At 51.6% G+C, this 22,659-nt stretch carries 18 protein-coding genes; 9 read left to right on the top strand and 9 right to left on the bottom strand.

Features of this window, described 5'->3' with window-relative positions:
• The first annotated feature begins 10 nt into the window (after window positions 1-10).
• Window positions 11-1,531 carry an aldehyde dehydrogenase family protein gene (locus tag DP106_RS11195; RefSeq protein ID WP_120085348.1) on the top strand — a complete coding sequence of 507 codons (1,521 nt, stop codon included), beginning with the start codon at window positions 11-13 and terminating at the stop codon, window positions 1,529-1,531.
• A 403-nt stretch (window positions 1,532-1,934) separates the two neighbouring features.
• Here the strand turns inward: DP106_RS11195 and DP106_RS11200 are convergent, their stop codons facing one another.
• The 7 genes from DP106_RS11200 to DP106_RS11230 all read right to left on the bottom strand — a co-directional run bounded on the left by DP106_RS11200 (window position 1,935) and on the right by DP106_RS11230 (window position 10,213).
• On the bottom strand, window positions 1,935-2,390 hold the full coding sequence (locus tag DP106_RS11200) for a hypothetical protein (RefSeq protein ID WP_240625406.1): 456 nt from the start codon (window positions 2,388-2,390) through the stop codon (window positions 1,935-1,937).
• An 837-nt stretch (window positions 2,391-3,227) separates the two neighbouring features.
• On the bottom strand, window positions 3,228-3,818 hold the full coding sequence (locus DP106_RS11205) for a hypothetical protein (RefSeq protein ID WP_133305135.1): 591 nt from the start codon (window positions 3,816-3,818) through the stop codon (window positions 3,228-3,230).
• 382 nt (window positions 3,819-4,200) lie between these two features.
• On the bottom strand, window positions 4,201-4,638 hold the full coding sequence (locus DP106_RS11210; protein ID WP_165857876.1) for a carboxypeptidase-like regulatory domain-containing protein: 438 nt from the start codon (window positions 4,636-4,638) through the stop codon (window positions 4,201-4,203).
• Window positions 4,639-4,862: 224 nt separating this feature from the next.
• Window positions 4,863-7,088 carry an AAA domain-containing protein gene (locus DP106_RS11215; protein WP_120085352.1) on the bottom strand — a complete coding sequence of 742 codons (2,226 nt, stop codon included), beginning with the start codon at window positions 7,086-7,088 and terminating at the stop codon, window positions 4,863-4,865.
• Between the two features lie 276 nt (window positions 7,089-7,364).
• Window positions 7,365-8,078, bottom strand: a complete 714-nt coding sequence (locus tag DP106_RS11220) for a sensor domain-containing protein (protein ID WP_120085353.1) — start codon at window positions 8,076-8,078, stop codon at window positions 7,365-7,367.
• Between the two features lie 138 nt (window positions 8,079-8,216).
• Window positions 8,217-9,110, bottom strand: coding sequence for a hypothetical protein (locus DP106_RS11225; protein ID WP_120085355.1), 894 nt, complete (start codon window positions 9,108-9,110; stop codon window positions 8,217-8,219).
• Window positions 9,107-10,213 (bottom strand): tetratricopeptide repeat protein, encoded by a 1,107-nt coding sequence (locus DP106_RS11230; protein WP_120085356.1) that lies wholly within the window; start codon window positions 10,211-10,213, stop codon window positions 9,107-9,109. Before DP106_RS11230 ends, DP106_RS11225 begins: the two co-directional genes overlap by 4 nt.
• Window positions 10,214-10,480: 267 nt before the next feature.
• Between DP106_RS11230 and DP106_RS11235 the strand changes: the two genes are divergently transcribed.
• Window positions 10,481-12,127, top strand: a complete 1,647-nt coding sequence (locus DP106_RS11235) for an IS1634 family transposase (protein WP_120085357.1) — start codon at window positions 10,481-10,483, stop codon at window positions 12,125-12,127.
• A gap of 196 nt (window positions 12,128-12,323) precedes the next feature.
• Here DP106_RS11235 and DP106_RS11240 read toward each other — a convergent pair whose 3' ends face one another.
• Window positions 12,324-12,749 (bottom strand): DUF7260 family protein, encoded by a 426-nt coding sequence (locus tag DP106_RS11240; RefSeq protein ID WP_449405084.1) that lies wholly within the window; start codon window positions 12,747-12,749, stop codon window positions 12,324-12,326.
• 402 nt (window positions 12,750-13,151) lie between these two features.
• A complete protein-coding gene (locus tag DP106_RS11245; protein WP_120085361.1) occupies window positions 13,152-13,943 on the bottom strand; it encodes an IclR family transcriptional regulator in 792 nt (263 codons plus the stop codon).
• 324 nt (window positions 13,944-14,267) lie between these two features.
• Between DP106_RS11245 and DP106_RS11250 the strand changes: the two genes are divergently transcribed.
• Genes DP106_RS11250 through DP106_RS11280 form a run of 7 tightly spaced genes read left to right on the top strand, consistent with a single transcriptional unit; the run spans window position 14,268 to window position 22,655 of the window.
• Window positions 14,268-15,956, top strand: coding sequence for an ABC transporter substrate-binding protein (locus DP106_RS11250; protein WP_120085362.1), 1,689 nt, complete (start codon window positions 14,268-14,270; stop codon window positions 15,954-15,956).
• Window positions 15,956-16,984 (top strand): ABC transporter permease, encoded by a 1,029-nt coding sequence (locus tag DP106_RS11255; protein WP_120085363.1) that lies wholly within the window; start codon window positions 15,956-15,958, stop codon window positions 16,982-16,984. The genes DP106_RS11250 and DP106_RS11255 overlap by 1 nt, the downstream gene beginning before the upstream one ends.
• On the top strand, window positions 16,981-17,877 hold the full coding sequence (locus DP106_RS11260) for an ABC transporter permease (RefSeq protein WP_120085364.1): 897 nt from the start codon (window positions 16,981-16,983) through the stop codon (window positions 17,875-17,877). The genes DP106_RS11255 and DP106_RS11260 overlap by 4 nt, the downstream gene beginning before the upstream one ends.
• A complete protein-coding gene (locus tag DP106_RS11265) occupies window positions 17,874-18,965 on the top strand; it encodes an ABC transporter ATP-binding protein (RefSeq protein ID WP_120085366.1) in 1,092 nt (363 codons plus the stop codon). The genes DP106_RS11260 and DP106_RS11265 overlap by 4 nt, the downstream gene beginning before the upstream one ends.
• A complete protein-coding gene (locus DP106_RS11270) occupies window positions 18,962-19,993 on the top strand; it encodes an ABC transporter ATP-binding protein (RefSeq protein ID WP_120085367.1) in 1,032 nt (343 codons plus the stop codon). Before DP106_RS11265 ends, DP106_RS11270 begins: the two co-directional genes overlap by 4 nt.
• On the top strand, window positions 19,990-21,402 hold the full coding sequence (locus DP106_RS11275; protein ID WP_120085368.1) for a dihydroorotase: 1,413 nt from the start codon (window positions 19,990-19,992) through the stop codon (window positions 21,400-21,402). Before DP106_RS11270 ends, DP106_RS11275 begins: the two co-directional genes overlap by 4 nt.
• On the top strand, window positions 21,399-22,655 hold the full coding sequence (locus tag DP106_RS11280; protein ID WP_120085369.1) for a M20 family metallo-hydrolase: 1,257 nt from the start codon (window positions 21,399-21,401) through the stop codon (window positions 22,653-22,655). The genes DP106_RS11275 and DP106_RS11280 overlap by 4 nt, the downstream gene beginning before the upstream one ends.
• The last annotated feature ends 4 nt before the right edge of the window (window positions 22,656-22,659 follow it).

Below are 22,659 nucleotides of genomic sequence, written 5' to 3' on the forward strand. Positions count from 1 at the left end.
TTTACCACTAATGACAGACACATATCAACACTACATCAACGGCGAATGGGTCTCCGGCGACAGCAGTGAGACCTTTGAGAGCGAGAACCCCGCCACGGGCGACACGCTTGGGACGTTCCAGCGCGGAACGCCGGGTGACATCGACCGGGCGATCACGGTTGCCGAAGAGGCCTACGAGGAGTGGCGTGGACTCTCCCGCATCGACCGCGCTGAGTATCTCTGGGACGTTTATCACGAGCTGCGCGACCGAACCGACGAGCTCGGCGAGATCGTCACTAAGGAATGTGGCAAGGAGATCAGCGAAGGGCGAGCTGATGTCGTCGAGGCCGCCCACATGGTCGAATGGGCCGCTGGCGACGCTCGCCATCCCAGCGGTGAGATCATCCCCTCAGAGATTGCTGAGAAGGACGCCTCGATGCGACGCAAACCTCGCGGCGTTACGGGTTGTATCACGCCGTGGAACTTCCCCATCGCCATTCCATACTGGCATATGGCCGTGGCGCTGGTTGAGGGCAACACCGTCGTCTTCAAACCTGCCGAGCAGACGCCGTGGTGTGCCCAGATCATCGCCGAGGTGTTCGACGACGCCGGAATTCCCTCTGGGGTGTTCAATTTGGTTCAGGGATTTGGTGATGCCGGCAACGCCATCGTTGAGGATGACCGCGTGCCTACGGTACTATTCACGGGCTCTGCCGAGGTCGGCCACAAAATCGCCGGAAAAATCGGTGATGTGTCCGGTCGCCGCGCTGCCTGCGAGATGGGCGGAAAAAATGCTGTTGTCATCACGGAGGAGGCCGATCTGGACATTGCGGTCCACTCCGCCGTGATGTCCTCGTTCAAGACGACCGGCCAACGCTGTGTCTCCTCCGAGCGACTTATCGTCCACACCGATATTTACAACGAGTTCAAAGACCGCTTTGTCGAGATTGCGAGCAATGTGGCGGTCGGTGATCCGCTTGATGAAAATACGTTCATGGGTCCGCTCATCGAGTCCGAACACAAAGAGAAAGTAACCGAGTACCGCGATCTCGCCCGCGAGGAGGGCGTGAACGTGCTCGTGGATCGGACGGAACTCGACGCCGACGAAATTCCCGACGGTCACGAGGACGGCAACTGGGTCGGGCCGTTCGTCTACGAGGCCGACCCCGACGCCGACCTGCGCTGTATCCGCGAGGAGGTCTTCGGACCCCACGTCGCCCTGCTGGAGTACGACGGCGATATCGAACGCGCCGTCGCGATCCAAAACGACACGCCCTACGGCCTCGCGGGGGCCATCGTCTCCGAGGACTACCGCCAGATCAACTACTACCGGGATCACGCCGAACTGGGCTTGGCCTACGGGAATCTTCCCTGCATCGGCGCGGAGGTGCAACTCCCTTTCGGAGGCGTGAAGAAGTCCGGCAACGGCTACCCCTCGGCCCGCGAAATCATTGAGGCCGTCACCGACCGCACGGCGTGGACGTTAAACAACTCCAAAGAGATCAAGATGGCCCAAGGCCTCTCGGCGGATATCATCACTGAGGACGACTGAAGAGCAAGCTACTGAGCCGCTGCGGCTTCAGTATTCTGTCATGGTGAGGTTGTCGCCTCGGGTACGTTTGGTTGCTCTTGGAAAGCAGATTGTATCAGTCGTTTGCCTGCGAGATATGCGCTTTCCATCTTGCATCTCAGAGCAAATACCATTCTTATCTGGTAGTATCTCGATCAGTCAGTCCAAAACCCTACAAAACAGCTGGGTTGACCCAATTACTGAGCTATCGGCACGTCGTGAATGATTCGATGACAGGCTACGGGTGGGGAACATTTCTTTCGCCGTGTCGGTGTTACTGTGATAATTCGCCGAAGTCAATAGTCAGGAGGTTTGTCACTGAGCCGACGCGTTGATCAGCGGTCACTGCTCGCTGTCGACGATAGAATAGAACTGCGGAATGCCATTACTCGTTGAGAACAGTCGCCTCTTGGGGTGGTGCCAGATCGAGTTCCTCGGCACCCTGCTCGATCTTTTCGGGAGTTACCCCTTCTGCTTCGGCGAGAATCTCGGTCAACTCGTCTATGCTGATAACCTCCTCCGAGGGATCTTCGTGGGACTGTTCCTTGCTCATACCTGCATTGATGTGTTTCGTACTGATAAGCGTGTGTGGTGACTTTCCTCCATCAGGCCATTTCGGCGGGTTCGCTGCTGATTGATCTCCCTCGAATACATCGATGAAGTACTGCGTATTCTCTTCGAGATAGTCAGTACACCCTCGGATCACGATGCCTCTAATTGACGGCAGCGCGTTGTCAGAGATCTCAACGTGGACAGCACTCTCGTTTCGGCGAGCGATATCGACATGCAACCCTTCTTGATAAATGTCGTGACCGAGTGCTGCTGTCTCGTTGTGATCCATGCGGGCTATTGCATCCCACTGGAGCGGGTCAGCACTCACTTAGTAGTGCAGGAGGACAAGGAATCGTGGTATGTGAGTACCTTCTCGGTCGAATCCGACCGTAATGTGACAATCAGACCGACCACTCCCGACTCGTTTGGTTACGTCATATCCGGCCGGGAGCGAAGGAATCGACATGCGAATCTGTAGCTCCACCCGCTACTTAGATTCTCCTTGTCCGTCGCCGTGGTCGTCGGGTAGTATCGCTACGTCCATATCAATAAGCTCGCTTACTCGCAGTCCAGCGTCGGCCAACAACGCGATGTGCCTTCGTTGCGCTGTTGGAGGTAGTCAGCTCCAACCGAGTAACACGCTGCCGGGCGTGATTCGATCTGTTCTGGTTTCAACCACCCTTTCGCATGAACTTTGGAATCTAGATTTTTCGGCCTTGTTGGATCGTTTGTTTATAAATACTCGATAGGTTGTGGCCACTCAACTTTGGAGAGTACACAGAGAATCCAAAGTTCACGAGAAGAGAAGCTTCCCGAGTACCGGTGCGTGTTTCAAGACGAGAAACTCGCACCCCCCTATTATACCCTCTCCGAATCGTTCAACTGGTAGAGTCGGCGGGTGTGCTCTGACACAGCCATTCCCCGCTTCCGGATTCCATAATCCACGCCCTCCATTGAACATCCCATCCTCGCCGACTCAGTGTGTTACGCTAGGGGCTTTCCCTCTCCACTTTCCAGCACAATCCCTCAAGGAGACACTTACAATATCTACGCCCTGGAACAGATGTGGCCCAGTTGCTGGTTGAATCGAACCCTGATCGGGTAGTATGACTCTTGAGTTGTTGAGCTACTCAGCGGACTGACCGTTGACTGCAACAGCACTTTCTGAATAGCTCATGCTGGCTGTCTGATACCAATACTGTATCAACACAGCACCACTGCAGGCCATCAAGAGATCTTCTGCTGTATCTCGGGCGTAATAGGCAGGTGTCCAGGAGTGCCAGAAAGCTCGAAAGAAATACTCATAGATCTCAAACCCAGCTCCAATACTCAATAACGCAACAAACATCCATGAGAGAGACACTTGTGCTGAAACAACGTCTCTGAGTCCGACGAGAAGAATCCCTGCAATACCGATTCCACTGACGAAGTGAGTCATCAGATCCCACCAGCCAAATTGAGCGTACCACTGGAATTCATACCCACCGAAATGGAGGAAAGTCACGAAGCTCCCCCATAAGAACAACATGACCCAATAGATCGACCACGAGTTACGTGTTTTGAGATCACTGATGAGCTGGCTGCTCAACCTCACTGGCAATCGGAACACAGAGATATTGAGGTACCGTCGGTCAGCAAAGAGGGCTGTTAGAAGAGCCAATGCTAAACAGGACACCGGTATGAGTTCGTGTGAAAGGGCAAGCGACGTTGTGGACACATCAATACCGTATGGCCAGCGGCATATAATTCTTGTAAAGACTTAAACAAATAATTTAGTTATTAAGCTATATGTCTGTTTTGGAAGATATAATTTAGTGTTTATTATGATTAGGATGTCTAAAATCACTCGATACACAGTTAGTGTTCGTTACCAAGTAGAGCCGAATAGTGAACGTACCACACTTGTGGTCACAATGTGACCGAAGCGTGTGACACCCTAACGAGCCAGCGTGAGGGATGGTACGTGATGGATGGAGTGTGGGGCTGATACTGGCTCTATTTCTTCTAGGAGTTGCTCCGTCTAATAACCACAACCCGTGTTTCGGAGACTGAGACTCCTGGTTCCGTATTATCAGATAGAGAGAGGAGTTCGCCCTTGTTTAGCCACTTGCACTCCCTTTCTCAACGGATCCATTTGCGACGGGGGCAAAGACAAGATTCGTTCTTGGTGGAGAGATACCCGTATATTGGTATGAACTTCCTGCACCACGGGGATAGACCGTGTAATTTCCAGTTGCTATCTGTGGAGTGGTAAACTCGCCGTCATTATTTGTGGTCGTCGTCAGCGTAGACGTTGAAACAGCATTTTTTAGATTGACTTCGCCTGATTGATTCTCTACGACAATTACTGCATTAGCGATTGGCTCCCCATTCTTGTCGAGTGCCTGTCCACTGATGACTTGATCTGTAGCCAACGGGCCAATCCCGACAAACGCCCCAAGGGCCCAGATTACCCCTGCTAAGACCACAATCGCTGTGACGACAATCAGAAAGTAGCGCTTATAATCTGGGGACTGTGATGTTCTGTCTATCGCCATGTGTTGGAATATCTGAACGTGAATAAAAATCATTTGCCACACAAATTTATAATTTGTATGTTCATTTAGGTTTGAGACGTTAGGTTCATAACGACTTTTCATAACAAACCAGTAATTAAGATCAAAGGAGTCCCGTTTAACTGCTGTGGAACGCCCAAATTTGACGGTTTCAGCGGTTTGGGTTTGTTTGCGTTAGCGATTTGACGCACAAGCCGGCTGTATTCTTAGCTTGGAAGCAACTCTGGATCAACATTGTTCATCAGCCCACGTGCTTCGAACTGCTGCCGAAGTTCTTGATAGATTTCGGTCTGAGTGCTCTCATGATCGTAGGCAAGTGTATGGAAGTCGCCAACAACAGCTGTGTACCGCTGTCCACGGGTCAGCGCGACATTCAATCGACGGGGGCCATCAGGTGTTCGACCAAGGAATCCGATCTCACCGCTGGCGTTACTCCTGACCAGTGAGAGGATGATGATTGGTTTCTCACTGCCCTGATAGGCATCAATCGTATCGACGGAGATTGCTGTGGCATCAGAAACCGCATTCGCTAAAGACTGTCTGATCGTCCGAACCTGTGCCACATATGGTGTTATCACCCCGATATCGGCTGGTTTGATAGTTGTCTCAGCCAGCAGTTGTGTGACGAGATGAACGACCACCTTCGCCTCAGTTGGATTCGCCCGGGAATGATCAACGACATCGACTGAGCCGCCGACATTATACGCCTCAATTGGTGTGCGATCGGCAAGCGGTTCAACCCGACGGCCATTCCGAAGGCTCCGGTCGTAGAACTCTCGGTTGGGGAAATAGGCGATATCCCGATGCATGCGGTACTGGGTTTTGAGTTGGACACCGACGCCTTCGTAGACGCCACCGCTGGCGTACAGATGTTCGAACAACGAGAGGCCGTAACTGGAGTCAGGCGGCTCCTCAGTCGAACTGAATGGTGGCAACTGCTTGTGGTCACCTGCCAATACGACTCGGTCAGCCTTTGAGAGGGGAATACACGAGGCCGTACAGGTGGCCTGGGTCGCCTCATCAATCACCACGAGGTCAAATGATCGGTGTAGGCGTGCGGCACTGCTGTTTGTCGCTGCGACGATCTGCGGAGTGGCCTCGACATCGGTGTAGTTCTCTCTAATGAGCGGTCGTGCTGACCGATCAGCGTTGATACGATCCAGCATGAACTCTGCTTCACCATGCTGACCGTGGGCGTGCAGGGATGTCTGGTCAACATCGTCGTCTGTTGAGCCGCCCGCAACGAGGTTATCGACGGCCTGATTCGAGTCTGCACAAACCAACACGTCATCGCCGGCCTTGACTGCACGGCGGATGATCTCGATGAGCGTGCGTGTCTTTCCTGTCCCAGGTGGGCCATGAATGCAAAACAGATTATCGGCCAACAGCGCGTATTTGACGGCTGCCTGTTGTTCCTGATTCAACTCGGTATCGAATGGCGTACTCTGGGCAGCTGCGCTATTTGCGAACGTGAGTTCTGTGTTGCCAGTGAGAATCGCTTCGGTCGGTGTGTCTCCGAGCTCTTCGACAGCCTCCTGTTCTCGGTCGAAGGGGACAGGGTTGAGTAGTCCCGATAATCCACACTCTCGACCTTGCGTGAGAGCCGATCGAATTGAGGCCGGTCGATCGATATCGGCCCAATCAAAGGATAGCCAAAGTGATCGACCACGGATTCGCTGGACTGTCCCGATGATCGGAAAGCTGTCTGGTGGGTCTGTCCAGTTGGCGTGGAGCAACACATCATTGTCTTCGTGGATATCAAATTCGTTTTCGACGATGTAGGCCCAATCATGGTCTCGTCGATCTTCGAGTTCATCAGGTAGATCGACGCGAAACTCGTATTCACCATTCGTTTCCCCGACGCAATGGAGTGCCGGGATGGCAGCTTCATTTTGAGCCCACTGTGACCGTGGTGACACTGCTTCAGCGTGTTCACGGTTGCTTTGCTGGGTCGCCGTACGTTCGGCTTCGATATAGGCCTCAAAGCCATCGAGCAGCGTCGTCGACTCAACGGGGTTGCGCGGCGGCTCTGTGTCGTTAATCGGGCTGTCGTATCCCGGGGGGAAGGTCTCAGGAAGGTAATCAGAATGCCAGAATCGAATTCGCTTTGCTAACTTGGTCTGTGCAAATTCGTCAGCAGCGATTGTCTCTTCGCTTCCGTTCTGATTGATATAGAACAGTTCACCACGGAGGTCGTGGTCGAGATAGCCGATGTATTCGTTGGTTGGGTCTGCGCTATCAGTGCCATGCAGTGGGATGCAGATCCACTCGTTTGTTGGGTGGCTGAGTGAGTCGTGGTGCCCTGCAAATTCCGCAACCGGTCGAACTGGAACTGATTGGTCGGTTGGTTCTAGATGTTCCGGCCGGGGGTCAACGAGTGTCGCCGATGACAGTGAGAACTCCTCAATTGCGTGCTCGAATAGCAGGGACATTCCGGTTGTTGTGATATCCAACTACGAATATAAAAGTCTGAACTAGAGAATCCTCGGGTATCATACCAGTTCGATGGGCACTGCACTCGAAGCCAAATTAAGGAGATCCACCCCAGTTATGATTCGCTTTCGAGGGATATGTTTCACGAGAGGCAACAAAACCGCTTGCCATCATCATCGTTCTCGGAGCCAAGCCCAACGAACTCTCAAAATTTGAGCTACGCCGTTCACGGCGCGGAGGATGTCATTCGATGGTATGCCCACTTTGATGAGCAATTACTGGGAGTTGGCACCACCTTTCAGCAGCACTGCAATCGAGAGTGCCTGTAGTCGGGCCAGAGCGTTCAGCAGGTTGATTGCGACGATGACAAAGATCACGCCACCACCGGCGACGGCGAGTGCCTCCGGCAGTGTCTCGACGACCCACTGGTCGACACTGTACGCACCGACCGTGACTGCCGAATCGAAGCCGACGAACTGGCTCTCGTAGACGAACGGTGTCGCCAGCAACGCGGCACTGATCGCCAGTAGTGTTGGCAACACGACGAGCGAAATAATACTAAACACGAATTTTACCGCAATGAGGCCGACACTTAGCCACGTCGAGCGAGCCGTGACGAGCGACACGACTGCATCGAGAAACTCGCCGCCCGGCAAAACAAGCCCATCTCGCACTGAGGTCTTCGAGAGGAACTCCGGCTCTGAGATATCGATACAGACCAGACAGCTGGCAAGTCTGGCTTCAAGACTAGCGACTCCTGTCGTCGCGGCGAGCGTCCCGACAAGGATTGGCAGGCCGAGGAGGGTAATCAGCAGCCCGATCCCGAGCGATGCCCCGATAACGAAGCCGATGAAATACAGCTGGCCGAGGATGGCCGCGAGAGCGAGATAGGCGATGTTTCCGTACGTCTGCCGTCGGAGTGGGGCCCCAAGCACCGTTCGTAGCGATTCCAGCACTGACGAGCGATCCGTGGCCATGGTGGCTTGCATCGTACCTGACGGTTCACCACACTCCGTTATATTCCAAGGTGCTGTGTTTCAGTCGCTGCAACAGTTGTCTGTCGATATTTCTTCAGAGCATCCCATCAAGTGGGCCATAACCATAGCACGATGGCTTAATCTTCTCAATCACGGGGAAATCTCCCTGAAATCCATATCTCGACCCACAAACACACGAACATCTGTTTCCTCTGCTATCGCGGTCAACTGATCTACTGTTGCCGGGACAGCGTCGATATCTAACTCCCAGGGCACCGTATTGAACACAATTGCGGGTGTCGTGGCTGTATTCTCGTCTGTATCAAGACGGTAGAGCCGATCGCGGACAAGAACCTGACCGAGAGCGGTATCGAACGTTGCTGCCTCGAATGTCTTCGCCGTTTGAATGATCCAGTCACTCTCGTCAGTCTCGATGATGGCATCAGCTGTCCGGGTGATCATCCCGCCGACCGAACTGTCCTGACCGTGCGCAGGCGAGTCGGGTAGTTGTGAGGTTCCGACGGCGACATCTCGATGAACAGTGCCGTCAACTACATCTGCTGCAAGGAACTGCTTGAGTACGGTTCGCTCCCGTTCGTCTTCGTCCATGTACTTCCTCTCGATCGCTTCCAGCCCATGATTGGAGACCTGATTGAGAAATCCGAGTGTGGTATCCGTCGCATCAACATCCGGCCCGTAGCCGATCGAATCACTACGATTGGTTGTCGCCCAGACGAGCCCGTCGTCGATAATGCCGACGTACCCATCGATGTCGACGTGTCGGCCACCGGATTTGAACGCCTCTGACGGCGAGTCATCGATATTCGAGCCGAGCGTCCGGTTGTAGTGAAAATCTCGATCATACACGTCTTCCGGTGAGTTCTCACGTATATCGCCCGGGAAGACTTGGATCGAACCATACCGATTGTTCACTCGCTCGATCTCGACTGCGATCCCGTATTTGCCGGAAATCGTGTATAGGAGGTCGATGATTTGCTCGTGATCGTCATAATTTGACGCGTCAGCGTAGTATCGAAGTTTCATGACTTTTCAGCTCCGTGGTGGTCGGCTCCCTTTGCGTCGGTTAGTCTCCGTTCTACTTCTTCGAGACGATCGGCTACAATTGAGGCTTCTTCGAGGGGTTTGTCGATGCCCAATGCCGTTCGGTAGAGGTCTGCAGTTCGCTCTACTGTTTCGACCGATAGCTCGTCGGACTCTTCAAGCCAGTAGCTGTCTGCGAGTTTCTTGTATGCCCATGGATCCTCTGGGTACTCCTCGATGAGTAGCTCAAACTCGGTTCTGCTGTCAGCGGTTCTGTTTAATTCGTTGAGCGAATCGGCGATGAAGTGGCGAAAATCAAGCAGCAACTCGTCGTTTGCATCCGGAAACGTCTCACAGACTTCTCGACAAAAGTTGAGTCGGTGCTCGTGATAGGTGGGATCGTCCTCAGCGACGGTTGCAAGATCACTGTCAAGCGATCGAATAAACGCCTCAAGTGAGAGAAATGTCGGTGTTGTTTGGTCTGCTTCTTCGATAGTTGTACTGTCATCGGGTATGACAGCAAGAATGTATTCCCAGGCAGTTAGCCACCGGTCGCAGGCCGTGGCACGGTCTCCGTTCTCTCGGAGATCGCGTCCCTCCTGGACGAGGTCATAGATCCGTTCTTTATTCGGCACCTCGGGAGCCCATCGCTCCCAGAGTTCCTGTGCTGCCATCCAAATGAAATCCTGATCGAACCCCGTGGCCGCAACTTCATAGTCGGCTTCCCACTGCTCAGAGAGTGTCGTCGCCGAATTGAGATTCTTTGCTCGGTTCCGAAACGCCGTCTCATTTGTTTCGATGCCGTGGTTTGTGAGCTTGTCCACGATGTCGTCCGCCGAGAGTGCTTCAATATCGCTGCGTTCCCAGCGATCAGCTTGATCCCCACCGTTTGATGTATCGACTGTTTGGTGCTCACGCTGGCTGGACTGGTTGTCGTCCGTGTTTGCGTCCGTATCGCTCTCATCCAACCCGTGTTCCTCGACGTATTTCTCAACACGCTTCCGGTCAATTCGACTCAGCTCATCCATATCGTGAGCCTCATAGAGATGTTCGCGGAGTGTACCCTCTTCTGGGAAAGTTTGCCCGCAGTAGCGACAATCGCCCATTACTGAACAGCCATGTAGGCCAGTGAGAAAGCAGTAAGGATTTCACCGCATACAAAATGAGTGACTGTGCCACGGTCGCGGTCACAATGCGACCGCAGTGTGTGACACCCTAACGAGCCAGTTGAAGAGATGGTACGTGAAGTATCCCATATTCCGCACCCCTCTGCAAGAGAGTATCAATTTCCCTCTGGCGATTAGCCAGAGATTCAGTCAGTGGAATTTGGATTCCGATCATTTCTTCACAGTATACTTGTAGAGCAGCAGGTAGTGACTGAAGCATTCACTCCGGGACCTCTGCCAATTATCGCAGCAGTCTGCCGTGAATCGGGTCTTGTTGAGACAATCGATGATTTGGTTGACTGGGACGAACAGCAGTGTACTCTCTCACCTGGTGAGAGAGTCATGGCACTGGTCATGAACGTCTTGACTGAAGGGAGGCCGTTGTATCAGCTCCCCGGATTCTTCGAAGGTACAGACACTGAGAACCTCTTTCACGATGGGATCGAACCAGACAATCTCAACGATGATGCACTTGGCCGTGGCCTGGATCAACTTGCTGAGACAGGACTCCGCACGGTCCTCGGGATCGTGCTGTGGGAAGCTGCCAACCGCGAAACACAGTCTCCCACCGTCGTCCATTCCGATACGACGACTGTCTCCGTTCAGGGAGCCTACGAAAATGACTCTGATGAGTCTGATCAGGAAGTAAACATTACCTATGGACACAGCAAAGACAATCGTCCCGATCTCAAGCAGTACACCGTTGGACTCGGTGTCGACCAACACGGCGTTCCCGTCGTCGGTGACATCCTCGACGGGAACGCCTCTGACAAAACCTGGAACGTCGATGTAATCGAAGATCTCTCCCGCTGGGTTGATACCGACGAACTTGCTGCCTATGTCGCCGACTGCAAAGTGGTCTCAAAGGAAACCTTCGATGCGGCTGATGAGTTCGATATCGAACTCATCAGCCGACTCGCGCGCACTTACAATCTCACTGATGAAATGATCGACACAGCTCTCGACGAAAACAACTGGATAGATCTGGGCGCGTTCTCTGAGGACGATGACGCTGCAGTCTACCAACTTCAGAGCTTCCCGGGTACACTCTACGAGCAAGATGTCCAGTGCATTGTTGTGCGGTCATCGTCGCTAAAAGAGCAAGCAGAAAAGCGGATCGCACGGGATCTCGATACCACCGAGGAAGGCCTCATGGACGCGGTCGACCAACTGGGCGACCGCTCGTTTGCATGTGAAGAAGACGCAACAGAAGCCGCCGCAGAGTGGCTCGCTGATCATGACGAACGCTGTTTTGAGATTGACACAGACGTTGTCGAAACCGAGGAAAAGAAATCACGTGACAGCCCTGGCCGCCCACCGAAGGACTGGGAGCCATACAAAACAGTGTATAAAATCACTGTCACAGTACAGCGAGATGAAGAAGCAATCGAGACACGGAAGCAGCGTAAAAGCTGCTTTGTGCTAATCACAACACTGACAGACACCGACGAGTGGAGTGGTGAAGACATTCTGGAGCTGTATAAAGATCAACAGACGGTTGAACGGCGGTTTCCGGTTCTGAAAGATCCCAAGCGGGTCGGGCCGGTGTTTCTGAACCGGCCCGACCGCGTGGAAGCGTTCGGGTACGTGCTGATTCTGGCATTATTGGTGTACTCGCTCATCGAACAGCGAGCACGGCAAGCGTTAGCCACGGCTGAGAAGCCGATGGAGTTGGCCGGTGGGCCGACAAGCTTTCGGCCCACCGGCAGGCGTGTCCTCGAACGATTTGAGAATATGCTGATTCTCGTTGACGAGGATGGGAATAGAGAAATCCCGGCTAATGTTGATGTCCCTGAACGGGTGCTTGAACTGCTTGACCTGAGTGTGGAAGTGTACGGTGTTGAAGATGTGTAAGATTGACACAGAGGAGAGACTCTGTCATTTGCCCCGAGAAGCACGTTTTTTATCACTCAAATTTGACACAATCGGTGATGCGGTAGGTGAATCCAGCCGTTTTATTCAGATCAACCGACAAGAGAGTGTAAAATCTGGTGTGATTTTCTAAAATTCCTCACCAGCTCGTTTAGGGTGCGGAATATGGGTTACGTATCTATGTCCGTAAGTATGAGGAAGATTCAAACAGAGTGTCTGAAACCTCTGCAAGCGTGTCAGTGACAGATCGTATGTCCGTAGCCGCCGATCGAAGCGACTGCAGCTCACGATCAACGACTCTCTGTAATGCTTCCCGCTGCTGGATTGCGGTATCAATCTTGGCGATAAGAGTAGCTTTCGTAGCAGGTAACAAGTGATCAGATTTGATGAGCAACACCGCTAGCTCAGGGCCAAATTCTTCGGTAATACTTTCTTCATAGGTATCATCATAGTCGTCCTCATAATGGGATAGATCCATTACCGTCTCACTGTAGGCCTCACGAACCACCAACAGTGTCTGTGGCACAACCTGTTGTTCGTATCCAACCCTCTGATCCTGAGACGGCCTTTTATTGGGGGGACGGACGTTCGATCCGAGTGCCAAACCGATCGAACGCTGTTTGTTCAGCAGCCAGTCGGGAGTGCTCAGTTTCCATGTGGTCGATAGCAGCAGAAATTAAATCATTGGTTTCAGACTGGATAATAGCACACATAAACTTGGTAACAGTGGTTATTTTTTCATTTGATAGCACTCATACTATTCTATCACCAAGATATTCGTACAAATATTAAAATAATGACTATTAGAGAGATTCCGTCGACCTGACAAACCGATCATGAGAATCCGGTCTGTTGTATTCCGCGGGCGAGATAATAATCCAGTAATCAACCAATGAATACGCTCTCAATTATATATGTACATCGCTATATAGTGTGAAATTTATATATCGGTCGTGTTCGGTTATACCAAACGGTGAGTACTGTTGAGCGGTCTGCAAAATCGATACTACCTATCGGACTTGTTCATATTTAGATTGACCTCAATAACATTGGCTGCGTTAATTAGACGTTCGGGAATAGTTTCTTTATATCGGTCACCCTGCATGAAACTCGTCGGGCCTGAAATGCTTAATGAACCAAGAACCTCACCACCAGGGCCTCTTACAGCTGTCCCAACGGCACGAAATCCCTCGATCTCTTCTTCATCATTGTAGCTATAGCCGCGTTCACGAATCGACTCTAACTCTTCGAATAGTTCACGTTCGCTCGTGATGGTATTTGACGTTCGTTTAGGGAGTCCATTGCTCTCAATGATCTCTCGAACCCGATCAGCGGGGAAGGCAGCGAGAATTGCCTTCCCAGAGGCGGTATAATGAAGATGATCTCTCCGTTGCGGTTTATTCTGCTGGTAGTCTCCTCCCACACGGGTTTCGCCTTTTATCTGATAGAGATTGATTCCCCACCCATTTTCTTCAGTGACAATATGGACATATTGACTTGTTTCGTCAGCCAATTTATCGACTTGCGATTTCCCGTGTTGATACAACAGATTTTGCTCACGAACGTACTGACCAAAAGTGAATAAGTTGACAGCAAGCTCATACGTTCCGTTTCGATTGATAACCAACTCTTTGTCTTCAAGAGTGGCTAAATGGGCGTGTGCACTGCTTTTTGAGATATCGAGACGTGTAGCGAGTTCCGTCACTCCAAGAGTATCATTCTCTTTGAGTTCACTTAAGACTTCAAGAGAAGTAGAAACCGTCTGTAGAGTCCGTGTTTTATTGTCTGTATCAACCATATTCGGGTTTGTTTTTTTGTCCACTAAACTGTTCGTATAACACAAACACTTACTCTATGATACTGATTATATACTTTAGAATCTCTGTTAAATACAGCGAAATTTGAAATTTTTAATCATACTGAGTGAGAGCTAGTACCCATCACATAGTTTGGTTCGTCTATTACGAACAACAAATTTCATCGAATATGACGTATGTGGCGAAATCTTTATCTAATAACAGCTAATCGTCTAATCCGGTTCGACAATGAATATGATATCTCATATTCTGACCGAGAAACGGAACAAAGCTGAAACCAACTTCAGAGTAATGGAGGACGAAGAATGAACGAAACCCACACCTCAAATGATGAAAAGTCAGGTGAGATTTCAGTCACTGATCTTCTTACTGACAAATCGCGTCGCCGATTCCTCTCAGGGCTTGGTGCTGTTGGTACAGCAGGTCTTGCAGGTTGTACAGGCGGTGAAAATACCAGTTCAGCCGGTGGTCAGTCCTCTAGTAGTGGAAGTTCGGACTCCCGACTGGTGGCCAATATCGGACAGCGCATGGGCACCATCGATCCCGCCAAAGGGACTGACTACGTGCAGGCGATGGCATTGGTGAATTTATATGATCCCTTGGTGTTCCCAGACAGCGAAGGAACACTACAGCCCAATTTGGCCTCTGATTGGAGTGTTTCAGAAGACGGGACAACGTACACCTTTACAATTGAAGAGGGGATTACATTCCATAGTGGTAATTCTGTAACTGCAGAGGATGTCCAGTTCAGCGTTGAACGGTTCATGGATATCGATCAGGGATATGCATCACTGTTGAGTGGTATCCTCGAGAATCAAAACATTACCGTCGAAGACGAACAGACAGTCACGTTTGAACTGAATCGATCATACACACCATTCCTCCCTATTATGGTGCTACTGTTTATTGTCGATAAAACGCTCATCATGAATAATCTGAGCGAAGGGGAGTTTGGAGAGCGTGGGGATTACGGACAGGAATTCATCAACAACAACGACGCTGGATCGGGTGCCTACCAGCTGGATAGTTTCTCCCGTGGGAATTCGATCACCTTCGCTGCATTTGATGACTACTTCAAAGGGTTCCCTGAGGGATCGTTTGATACCGTTGAAGTTCGGATTATCACCGAGAATTCGACTGTCCGAACTCTAATGCAGAACGGGGAGCTTGATATGACCGGTCAATATCAAGATACCCAGACGTATGAGGCGATCGATGGAATGGATAATGCTCGCGTTGAGAAAATGCCAACGTTCGGGCTCCTATACAACAAAATCAACACACAAAAGCCCCCGACTGATGATCCAGCAGTGCGCGAAGCGATCGCGTGGGGCTTTGACTACGAGCAGGTTGTCAACGAGATCCGGCCTGATATGAATCGAGCCCATGGGCCTCTCCCACCGACATGGGCTGAACATAATGATGATGTCGTTCAGCCCTCGTACGATCCGGAGCGATCACGGCAGCTACTTGAAGAAGCCGGCTACTCAGAAGGCGAACTGACGATCTCGAATACGTTCACAGAATCGTATGCCTTCCAAGAGCAGATTGCACTGCTTTTCCAAGCCAATATGGAAGACATTGGGATCAATGTCGAATTGAACCCACAGACATGGGGGACAATCACGGAGTTAGCTGCCTCTCCAGAGGATACTCCACACACGAGTCAAGTGTTTTACGTCCCCACCTATCCCTCTCCGGATTCGATGTTCTACAACCAGTTCCACTCTGAAGCCGCCAGCACGTGGATGAGTATGGAACATCTCGAAAACGACGATGTTGATTCTCTCATCGATGAAGCACGCCAGACTGCAGATCCAGACGCACGAAGTGAGATCTACACTGAGTTACAGAATACTCTTGGTGATCTCTACTGTGATATGCACCTCTATCACACGGTCAAGACGATTGGGTTCCAAAACGATGTTGAAGGGCTGACACTCCGACCGGCACAAGGGTTTGAGTACACATTCCGTGACCTTCATCAAGTCTAATGTCTGGAGTAAGGTCACTGCTCCGCCGCATTTCGGGGATGATTACCAGTCTGTTGGGACTGTCTATCCTCATCTTCGTTATTTCCAGGGTGCTTCCGGGGAACCCGGCACGGTTAGCATTGGGTGCGTTCGCCAGCGAAGAGCAAGTTGATCAGCTCGCTGCAGAACTTGGGCTTAATGACCCACTCTCAGTACAGTACATTGAGTACATGCGCCGGTTGCTCGTTGGTGATCTAGGACAGAGTTTACAGACGAGAAACTCCGTCGTTCAGGATCTTGTCACAAAGCTGCCTGCGACTTTCGAGCTAATCACACTCGCATTTGTCTTTATGGCTATCCTCGGCATCCCGCTTGGGATACTCGCTGCGCGGCATCAAGGCGGCGTTGTCGATAACACGACCCGCTTCTTCGCATTTGCAGCGGTGAGTGTCCCGAGCTTCTTTATTGGGATCCTGTTCCAGCTATTGTTTGGATATTACCTAAATTGGTTCCCGATCACAGGTCGGCTCTCCTCAGCATACGGTAATGAAGTGATCAGTACAACTGGATTCATGCTTGTCGATACGATCCTTTCTGGATCACTTGCAGCACATATCGATGCATGGATGCACCTTGTGCTTCCAGCACTTGCGCTTTCGTTTGGAGGCCTAGGACAAGTGATCCGGATTACCAGATCTAGTATGATCGATGTTGAGGGCAAAGATTACATTGAGGCCACACGAGCTTATGGGCTTCCGTCGTGGCTGATTGTCAACAAATATTCACTAAAGAATGCGTTTATCCCGACGCTGACAATCCTCGGGTTGCAATACGCTTGGTTGCTCAGCGGGGCCTTCGTAATTGAGATCGTATACTCATGGCCCGGAGTTGCCAAGTATGGCGTTCAGTCCGTGCTGTCATCGGATATTAACGCCATCGTCGGTGTCACAATGGTGATTGGGTTGGCGTTTGTCACAGCGAACCTCATTGTCGACATACTAACAAGCATGCTTGATCCACGGGTCAGCTTTGCAGGTGATAGCACATGAGCACTGAAACGTCTCGACTGGACCAATTCGTCTCACCAGCTCGTCGAGAGCTGTGGTATCGATCCTACCAGCGATTTACGAATCAGCCGATGAGTGTCATCGGCCTGATTATCGTGGTAACCATCACGATCGCTGCAGTGTTCGCACCGTATATTGCGCCGTACCCCGAACACGCAGGAACTTTCACTGATTTCGCTAACGCGTTTCAACAGCCGAGTTTAGAACATCCCCTGGGTACAGATGATGTTGGGCGTGATATCCTTACTCGAGTGCTCTTCGGATATCGGATTGCACTAACTTTAGTTGCGGTCGTATTAGGTCTTGGTGTCCCAGTTGGGGTCACATTGGGCCTCACAGCTGGCTACGCCGGTGGATGGATTGATACAATTATCATGCGAGTAACGGACACATTTCTCGCATTGCCCCCACTGGTGTTGGCACTCGCAATCGCGTCTGCATTCGAACCAACGCTCGAAGTCGCCATGTTCGCTATCGCATCGTTGTGGTGGACATGGTATGCGCGATTGGCTCGTGGACTGGCTGCCAGTCAATCAGATGAAGAATACATCCAAGCGGCGAAAATCTCAGGGGCAAGTACTTCACACATCCTCTTCCGTGAACTGCTCCCGAACTGTCTCTCACCGCTGTTGGTAAAAGCGACGTTGGATGCGGGCATCGTCGTCCTCACTGGCGCATCATTATCCTTCATTGGCTTGGGTGTTCAGCCGCCGAAGCCAGGATTGGGAACAATGGTCGCCAATGGAACCAATTTCCTCCCGACAGACTGGTGGATCGCGATAATGCCGGGAATCGCGATCTTCATTCTGGTTATGGGATTCAATATGCTCGGTGACGGGCTGCGTGATCTCTTTGATGTGGAGGTAGAACAATGAGTTCTGATCCGTTGCTTGAAGTCGCTGATCTCTCAGTTGGCTTCGATGGCTTCGATGGCTATGCCGATGTCGTTGGTGATGTCGATCTTCGAGTCGAACGAGGAGAAATCGTCACGATTGTCGGAGAGACAGGCTGTGGTAAATCAGTTACCACAAAAGCGATCACTGGACTTCTAGAGGAACCACCTGCGCATGTAGATGGGTCTGTTGAGTTTGATGGGATGGATCTTCGGGAGCTCTCGGAAGACCAGCGAGAGAGCCTCAATGGTGATCGACTTGGAATGATCTTCCAAAATCCACTTTCAGGTCTTAATCCGGTCTTCACCATCGGCGAACAGCTCATCGATACCGCCATGTTCGGTGGCAAAAACGACGACGGAATTCTCTCTTATTTCCGACGCCGTCGTTCAACAGCTGACCGGGAGAACGCACGCGACCGTGTTGTGAAAATGCTCAGAGAGGTTCAAATGCCGGATCCCGAGGCTGTCTTAGACAGTTACCCATCGGAACTTTCGGGCGGCATGCGACAACGTGCCCTCATTGCCCAGGCTCTTCTCAACGAGCCTGATCTATTGATCGCCGATGAACCGGGCTCTGCGCTTGATGTGACTGTGCATGATCGAATTCTCTCCTTGCTCACTGATATCATTGAAGATCGCGATATGAGCATCCTCATGATTACTCACAATCTGGGGGTCGCCCGGCAGGTCAGCGATCGGATCTATATCATGTATGGTGGTCGTATTGTCGAAACTGCACCCACCGAGGAGATCTTCGAGGAGGCTCACCACCCCTACACCCAGGGACTGATCGCGTCTATCCCACAGCTGTCTGGAGAAGAGATGGCAGGCGGCATAGACGGCTCTGTCCCAAAATATACTGATCCACCCTCAGGGTGCCGATTCCATCCACGTTGCCCGTACGCTGACGAACAATGTCGACAGTCACCACCGCCGGAGGTTTCATTCGGAGAAGACTCTCATGCGGTCTGTGTCCGACACACAGACGATGGTACGACTCCCACAAACGAGAAGACCAAACGTCGGTTGATGAAAAACGGTAGTGTTCAAACCGGTGGTGAACGATGACGGCTCCAGTATTGGAAGTCAAGAATCTCGAGAAATACTTTGACACCAATACAGGCTGGTTTGAAAATAAACCACCAGTAAAGGCGGTTGATGGGATCTCACTCACAGTAGATGAGGGAGAAACACTTGCCCTGATCGGAGAATCTGGGAGTGGCAAATCAACTGTCGCTGAGACGATCATTAATATTCACGAAGCCACAGGTGGGCTCATTCGGTACCAAGGTGAAGACATTACCAATCCGCTCAAAGAGCAATTGGAAACGATTCGGAGTGATATCCAACTTGTATTCCAAGATCCAACATCGTGCCTCAATCCACGACGGACGATCGAAAAATCACTTCGTGTTCCACTCAAAGCAACCGGTGTTGCCAAAGACAAGCGGAATCAACGCGTACAGGAAATGCTCGAGCGGGTTGGTCTCACTGATGAGTATCTATACAAATATCCACATGAGCTGAGTGGTGGACAAAAACAACGGGTCAATATCGCCCGCGCTCTCGCAGTTGAACCACGGCTCTTACTCCTTGATGAGCCTACGAGTGCACTCGATGTATCGGTGCAAGCGAAGATCATCGATCTACTCAGGGATCTACAAGAAGAACTTGATCTGACGTACCTATTCATCACGCATGATCTCTCAGTTGTCAGAAATTTTGCTGATGAAACAGCGGTGATGTACCTTGGAGAAATCCAAGAAAAAGGGCCAACTGAGGAGATATTCCAATCACCAAAACACCCCTACACGCGAGCCTTACTCTCCTCAATCCCCGTTACGTCGGACAGTGATGAAGAATACAGACCGGACAGTGAACCGCTCCGTGGAGAAGTTCCCAGTCCTCGAGAAGCTCCATCTGGCTGCCGGTTACATCCACGTTGCCCACACGCCACAGAGGAATGTTCTATGCAACACCCAGACACACAGCAGGTAGACGACGTAGAAGTACAGTGTATTGCCTACAAAGAGGAATCTGAGGGTTTCGAATCATTGCTCACAGCAACCAATGACACCTCAACGGAGAGCCAATGAGCGTTGATCTGAACGTAGTCGGTGGGACATTAGCAACGACCAACGGGAAACTCGATGCCGGATTTGCGGTTGAGGACGAAACAATTGTTGCCGTCGGTAAGCAAAAAAAGTTGCCGACCGCAGATCAAACCCTCGATGTAGACGGACAACTTGTCCTTCCTGGGATAGTTGATCCGCACGTACATATTGACGGCTTCAATTCAATCGACACCTACAAAACTGGAACTGCCGCAGCAGCAAAAGGCGGAATTACGACGGTTATCAATTTCGCATGGCAGACATGGAACGGAGAACGCAGTGATGATTCCGATGACGCTGTGTGGATGGACGAGGGATCATTACATACGGCGATCGAACGGCAAAAACAGAAGGCTACCGAGTCGTATGTCGATTATGGACTCCATGCGACGGTCACAGCAGAAGACCCGTCAGTAGTGGATGAATTTGAATCGGTTGTCGAAGGTGGAATCCCGACGTTCAAATTCTTCACCGCCTACGATATTGCTGTCTCTAACGGGTTCTTACAAGTCGCATTTGACCGACTCGCCGAGCTTGATGCTGTGGCTGTCTTACACACAGAAGATACCTCGGTCTGTCAGGCACTGACTGAAAAACAACAAGAAGAAGGCCGAGGTTCAGCTACGGATTATCCAGAAGCACGGCCAGATTACACGGAGGCGATGGCCCTTTCAGATGCCGCTGCAGTAGCTGAGGCAACTGGATGTCAGTATTACGGGATCCACACCTCTTCTGATGCAGCTGCCACTGCACTGGCAGCAGTCCGCGAAGACGGCAGTCAATTCCGGGGTGAAACATGTACCCACTATACGACATTGACTGAGGAAGCCTACGGTGAGCAGGGAACACTCGCACTCCAATCACCACCGTTACGAACACAGGAAGATGTGGATGCGATGTTCAAACATCTGCGAGAAGGCCCACTCAGCGTCGTCTCAACTGATCATGTCGCTTCAACGCGTGCTGACAAAACAGTTGATAACTGGTGGGACTGCTCGTTTGGCGTCAACAGTCTGCAAACAAGTCTTCCAGTGTTTCATGATGAGGTCATCAATCGACGAGGACACAGTTACAAATTCCTCGTCGATGCCATGGCCCGAACCCCAGCAAACACCTTCGGGCTTCCAAATAAAGGCCGACTGACCGTCGGCGCAGACGCAGACTTCGTTGTATTCGATCCTAATGAAACGTATACGATTTCAGCCGGCGAGAACGAATCTCAGGCCGATTACTCAGTGTATGAAGGCCGAGAGGTAACAGGCCGAGTAAAACAAACGTATCTCCGAGGGAACTGCATTGTTGATGAGACAGGCATTGTGGCCGATCCAGGCTATGGTGAGTTCCGTGAACGTCCGGTTCCAAACTGGGGGCCACAGGAGACCCATCGATGACCGGCGATCTCATCATCGATGGTGATGCGCTTCGAGAGGATATCGAACAAACGGCCGAATTCGGGGGTATAAAGGCACCAGAGGGCCGTGGTCGGACGGCCCTCCCAGCCGACGAAGCAAATCAGAAGGCTCGGGATTATTTCGTCGATCGGTGTAAAGCCGCTGGGCTCGATATCACCATCGACCCGGTCGGGAATATCGTCGGCCGGTGGACTCCCGCAAGTGCTGATCCCGAAAGCGCAGCTGTGGCCGCAGGAAGCCACTTAGATTCAGTTCCTCGCGGAGGGATCTTCGATGGCCCACTTGGAGTTTTTGCGGCGTTGGAAAGTGTGCGTGCGATCCAGCGAAGCAAGATATCGCCACAGCGGCCAATCGAAGTTGTCTCATTCACCGGAGAAGAAGGAACCCGATTTGCAGAAGGCGTTCTCGGTTCGACCGTCGCCGCTGGAAAGGCCAGTGTTGATGAGATGTTGTCGCAGACCGATGGCGAAATAACGTTGGAAGCTGCCCTGAAAAATATCGGATATTACGGCTCCGATCGAATCAATGCCAACAGATGGGATAGCTGGCTTGAACTGCATATTGAGCAAACAACGCGTCTTGAAGACGCAGGTGTTCCACTGGGAGTTGTTACGGATATAACCGGCACTGCACGGTGTCACGTGACGCTCACAGGACACCCAGACCATGCAGGCACCACAGCGATGGATGAACGGCAGGATGCACTCACTGCAGCGAGTGAGCTTGTCCTCGCCGTAGAAAGCCACGCTGGTGACATTGCGTCAAGTGGGAGTGAGACTGCTGTCGGTACAGTCGGTCATCTCACGCCGGAACCAAATACGGTGAATGTTGTCCCTGGTGAGGTGTCTCTTCGGATCGATCTCCGATCAACCAAGCAGTCTGAGATAACATCACAACTTGAGCACGTTCAAGCCAAACTCACCGAGATCGAGGCCAACCGACCGATCTCGACGACGTTCACATGTGATTACGATATCCCACCAACGCCACTGTCCGACCGCTGCAGAGCCACTGTCAAGCAGGCCAGTGAGGATCACCAGGTGAACACAATTGATGTCCACTCCGGTGCAGGTCACGATACGATGCAGATCGCTGACGTAACTGACGCGGCACTGCTGTTTGTGGCCTCTGAAAACGGATACTCCCATTCACCGAAAGAGAAGGCTGAGTGGGAAGATTGCACTGCAGCCACACAAATCCTTGCAGCCTCGATTGCACAGCTTGCGAAATAACCCA

The sequence above is a fragment of the Halonotius pteroides genome (assembly GCF_003605635.1).
Lineage (GTDB): Archaea > Halobacteriota > Halobacteria > Halobacteriales > Haloferacaceae > Halonotius > Halonotius pteroides.

Coding starts and splice junctions, on each gene's coding strand:
- DP106_RS11195 (WP_120085348.1), top strand. CDS start 11: ATGACAGACACATATCAACACTACATCAACGGCGAATGGGTCTCCGGC.
- DP106_RS11200 (WP_240625406.1), bottom strand. CDS start 2,390: ATGGATCACAACGAGACAGCAGCACTCGGTCACGACATTTATCAAGAA.
- DP106_RS11210 (WP_165857876.1), bottom strand. CDS start 4,638: ATGGCGATAGACAGAACATCACAGTCCCCAGATTATAAGCGCTACTTT.
- DP106_RS11215 (WP_120085352.1), bottom strand. CDS start 7,088: ATGTCCCTGCTATTCGAGCACGCAATTGAGGAGTTCTCACTGTCATCG.
- DP106_RS11220 (WP_120085353.1), bottom strand. CDS start 8,078: ATGCAAGCCACCATGGCCACGGATCGCTCGTCAGTGCTGGAATCGCTA.
- DP106_RS11225 (WP_120085355.1), bottom strand. CDS start 9,110: ATGAAACTTCGATACTACGCTGACGCGTCAAATTATGACGATCACGAG.
- DP106_RS11230 (WP_120085356.1), bottom strand. CDS start 10,213: ATGGGCGATTGTCGCTACTGCGGGCAAACTTTCCCAGAAGAGGGTACA.
- DP106_RS11245 (WP_120085361.1), bottom strand. CDS start 13,943: ATGGTTGATACAGACAATAAAACACGGACTCTACAGACGGTTTCTACT.
- DP106_RS11250 (WP_120085362.1), top strand. CDS start 14,268: ATGAACGAAACCCACACCTCAAATGATGAAAAGTCAGGTGAGATTTCA.
- DP106_RS11255 (WP_120085363.1), top strand. CDS start 15,956: ATGTCTGGAGTAAGGTCACTGCTCCGCCGCATTTCGGGGATGATTACC.
- DP106_RS11260 (WP_120085364.1), top strand. CDS start 16,981: ATGAGCACTGAAACGTCTCGACTGGACCAATTCGTCTCACCAGCTCGT.
- DP106_RS11265 (WP_120085366.1), top strand. CDS start 17,874: ATGAGTTCTGATCCGTTGCTTGAAGTCGCTGATCTCTCAGTTGGCTTC.
- DP106_RS11270 (WP_120085367.1), top strand. CDS start 18,962: ATGACGGCTCCAGTATTGGAAGTCAAGAATCTCGAGAAATACTTTGAC.
- DP106_RS11275 (WP_120085368.1), top strand. CDS start 19,990: ATGAGCGTTGATCTGAACGTAGTCGGTGGGACATTAGCAACGACCAAC.
- DP106_RS11280 (WP_120085369.1), top strand. CDS start 21,399: ATGACCGGCGATCTCATCATCGATGGTGATGCGCTTCGAGAGGATATC.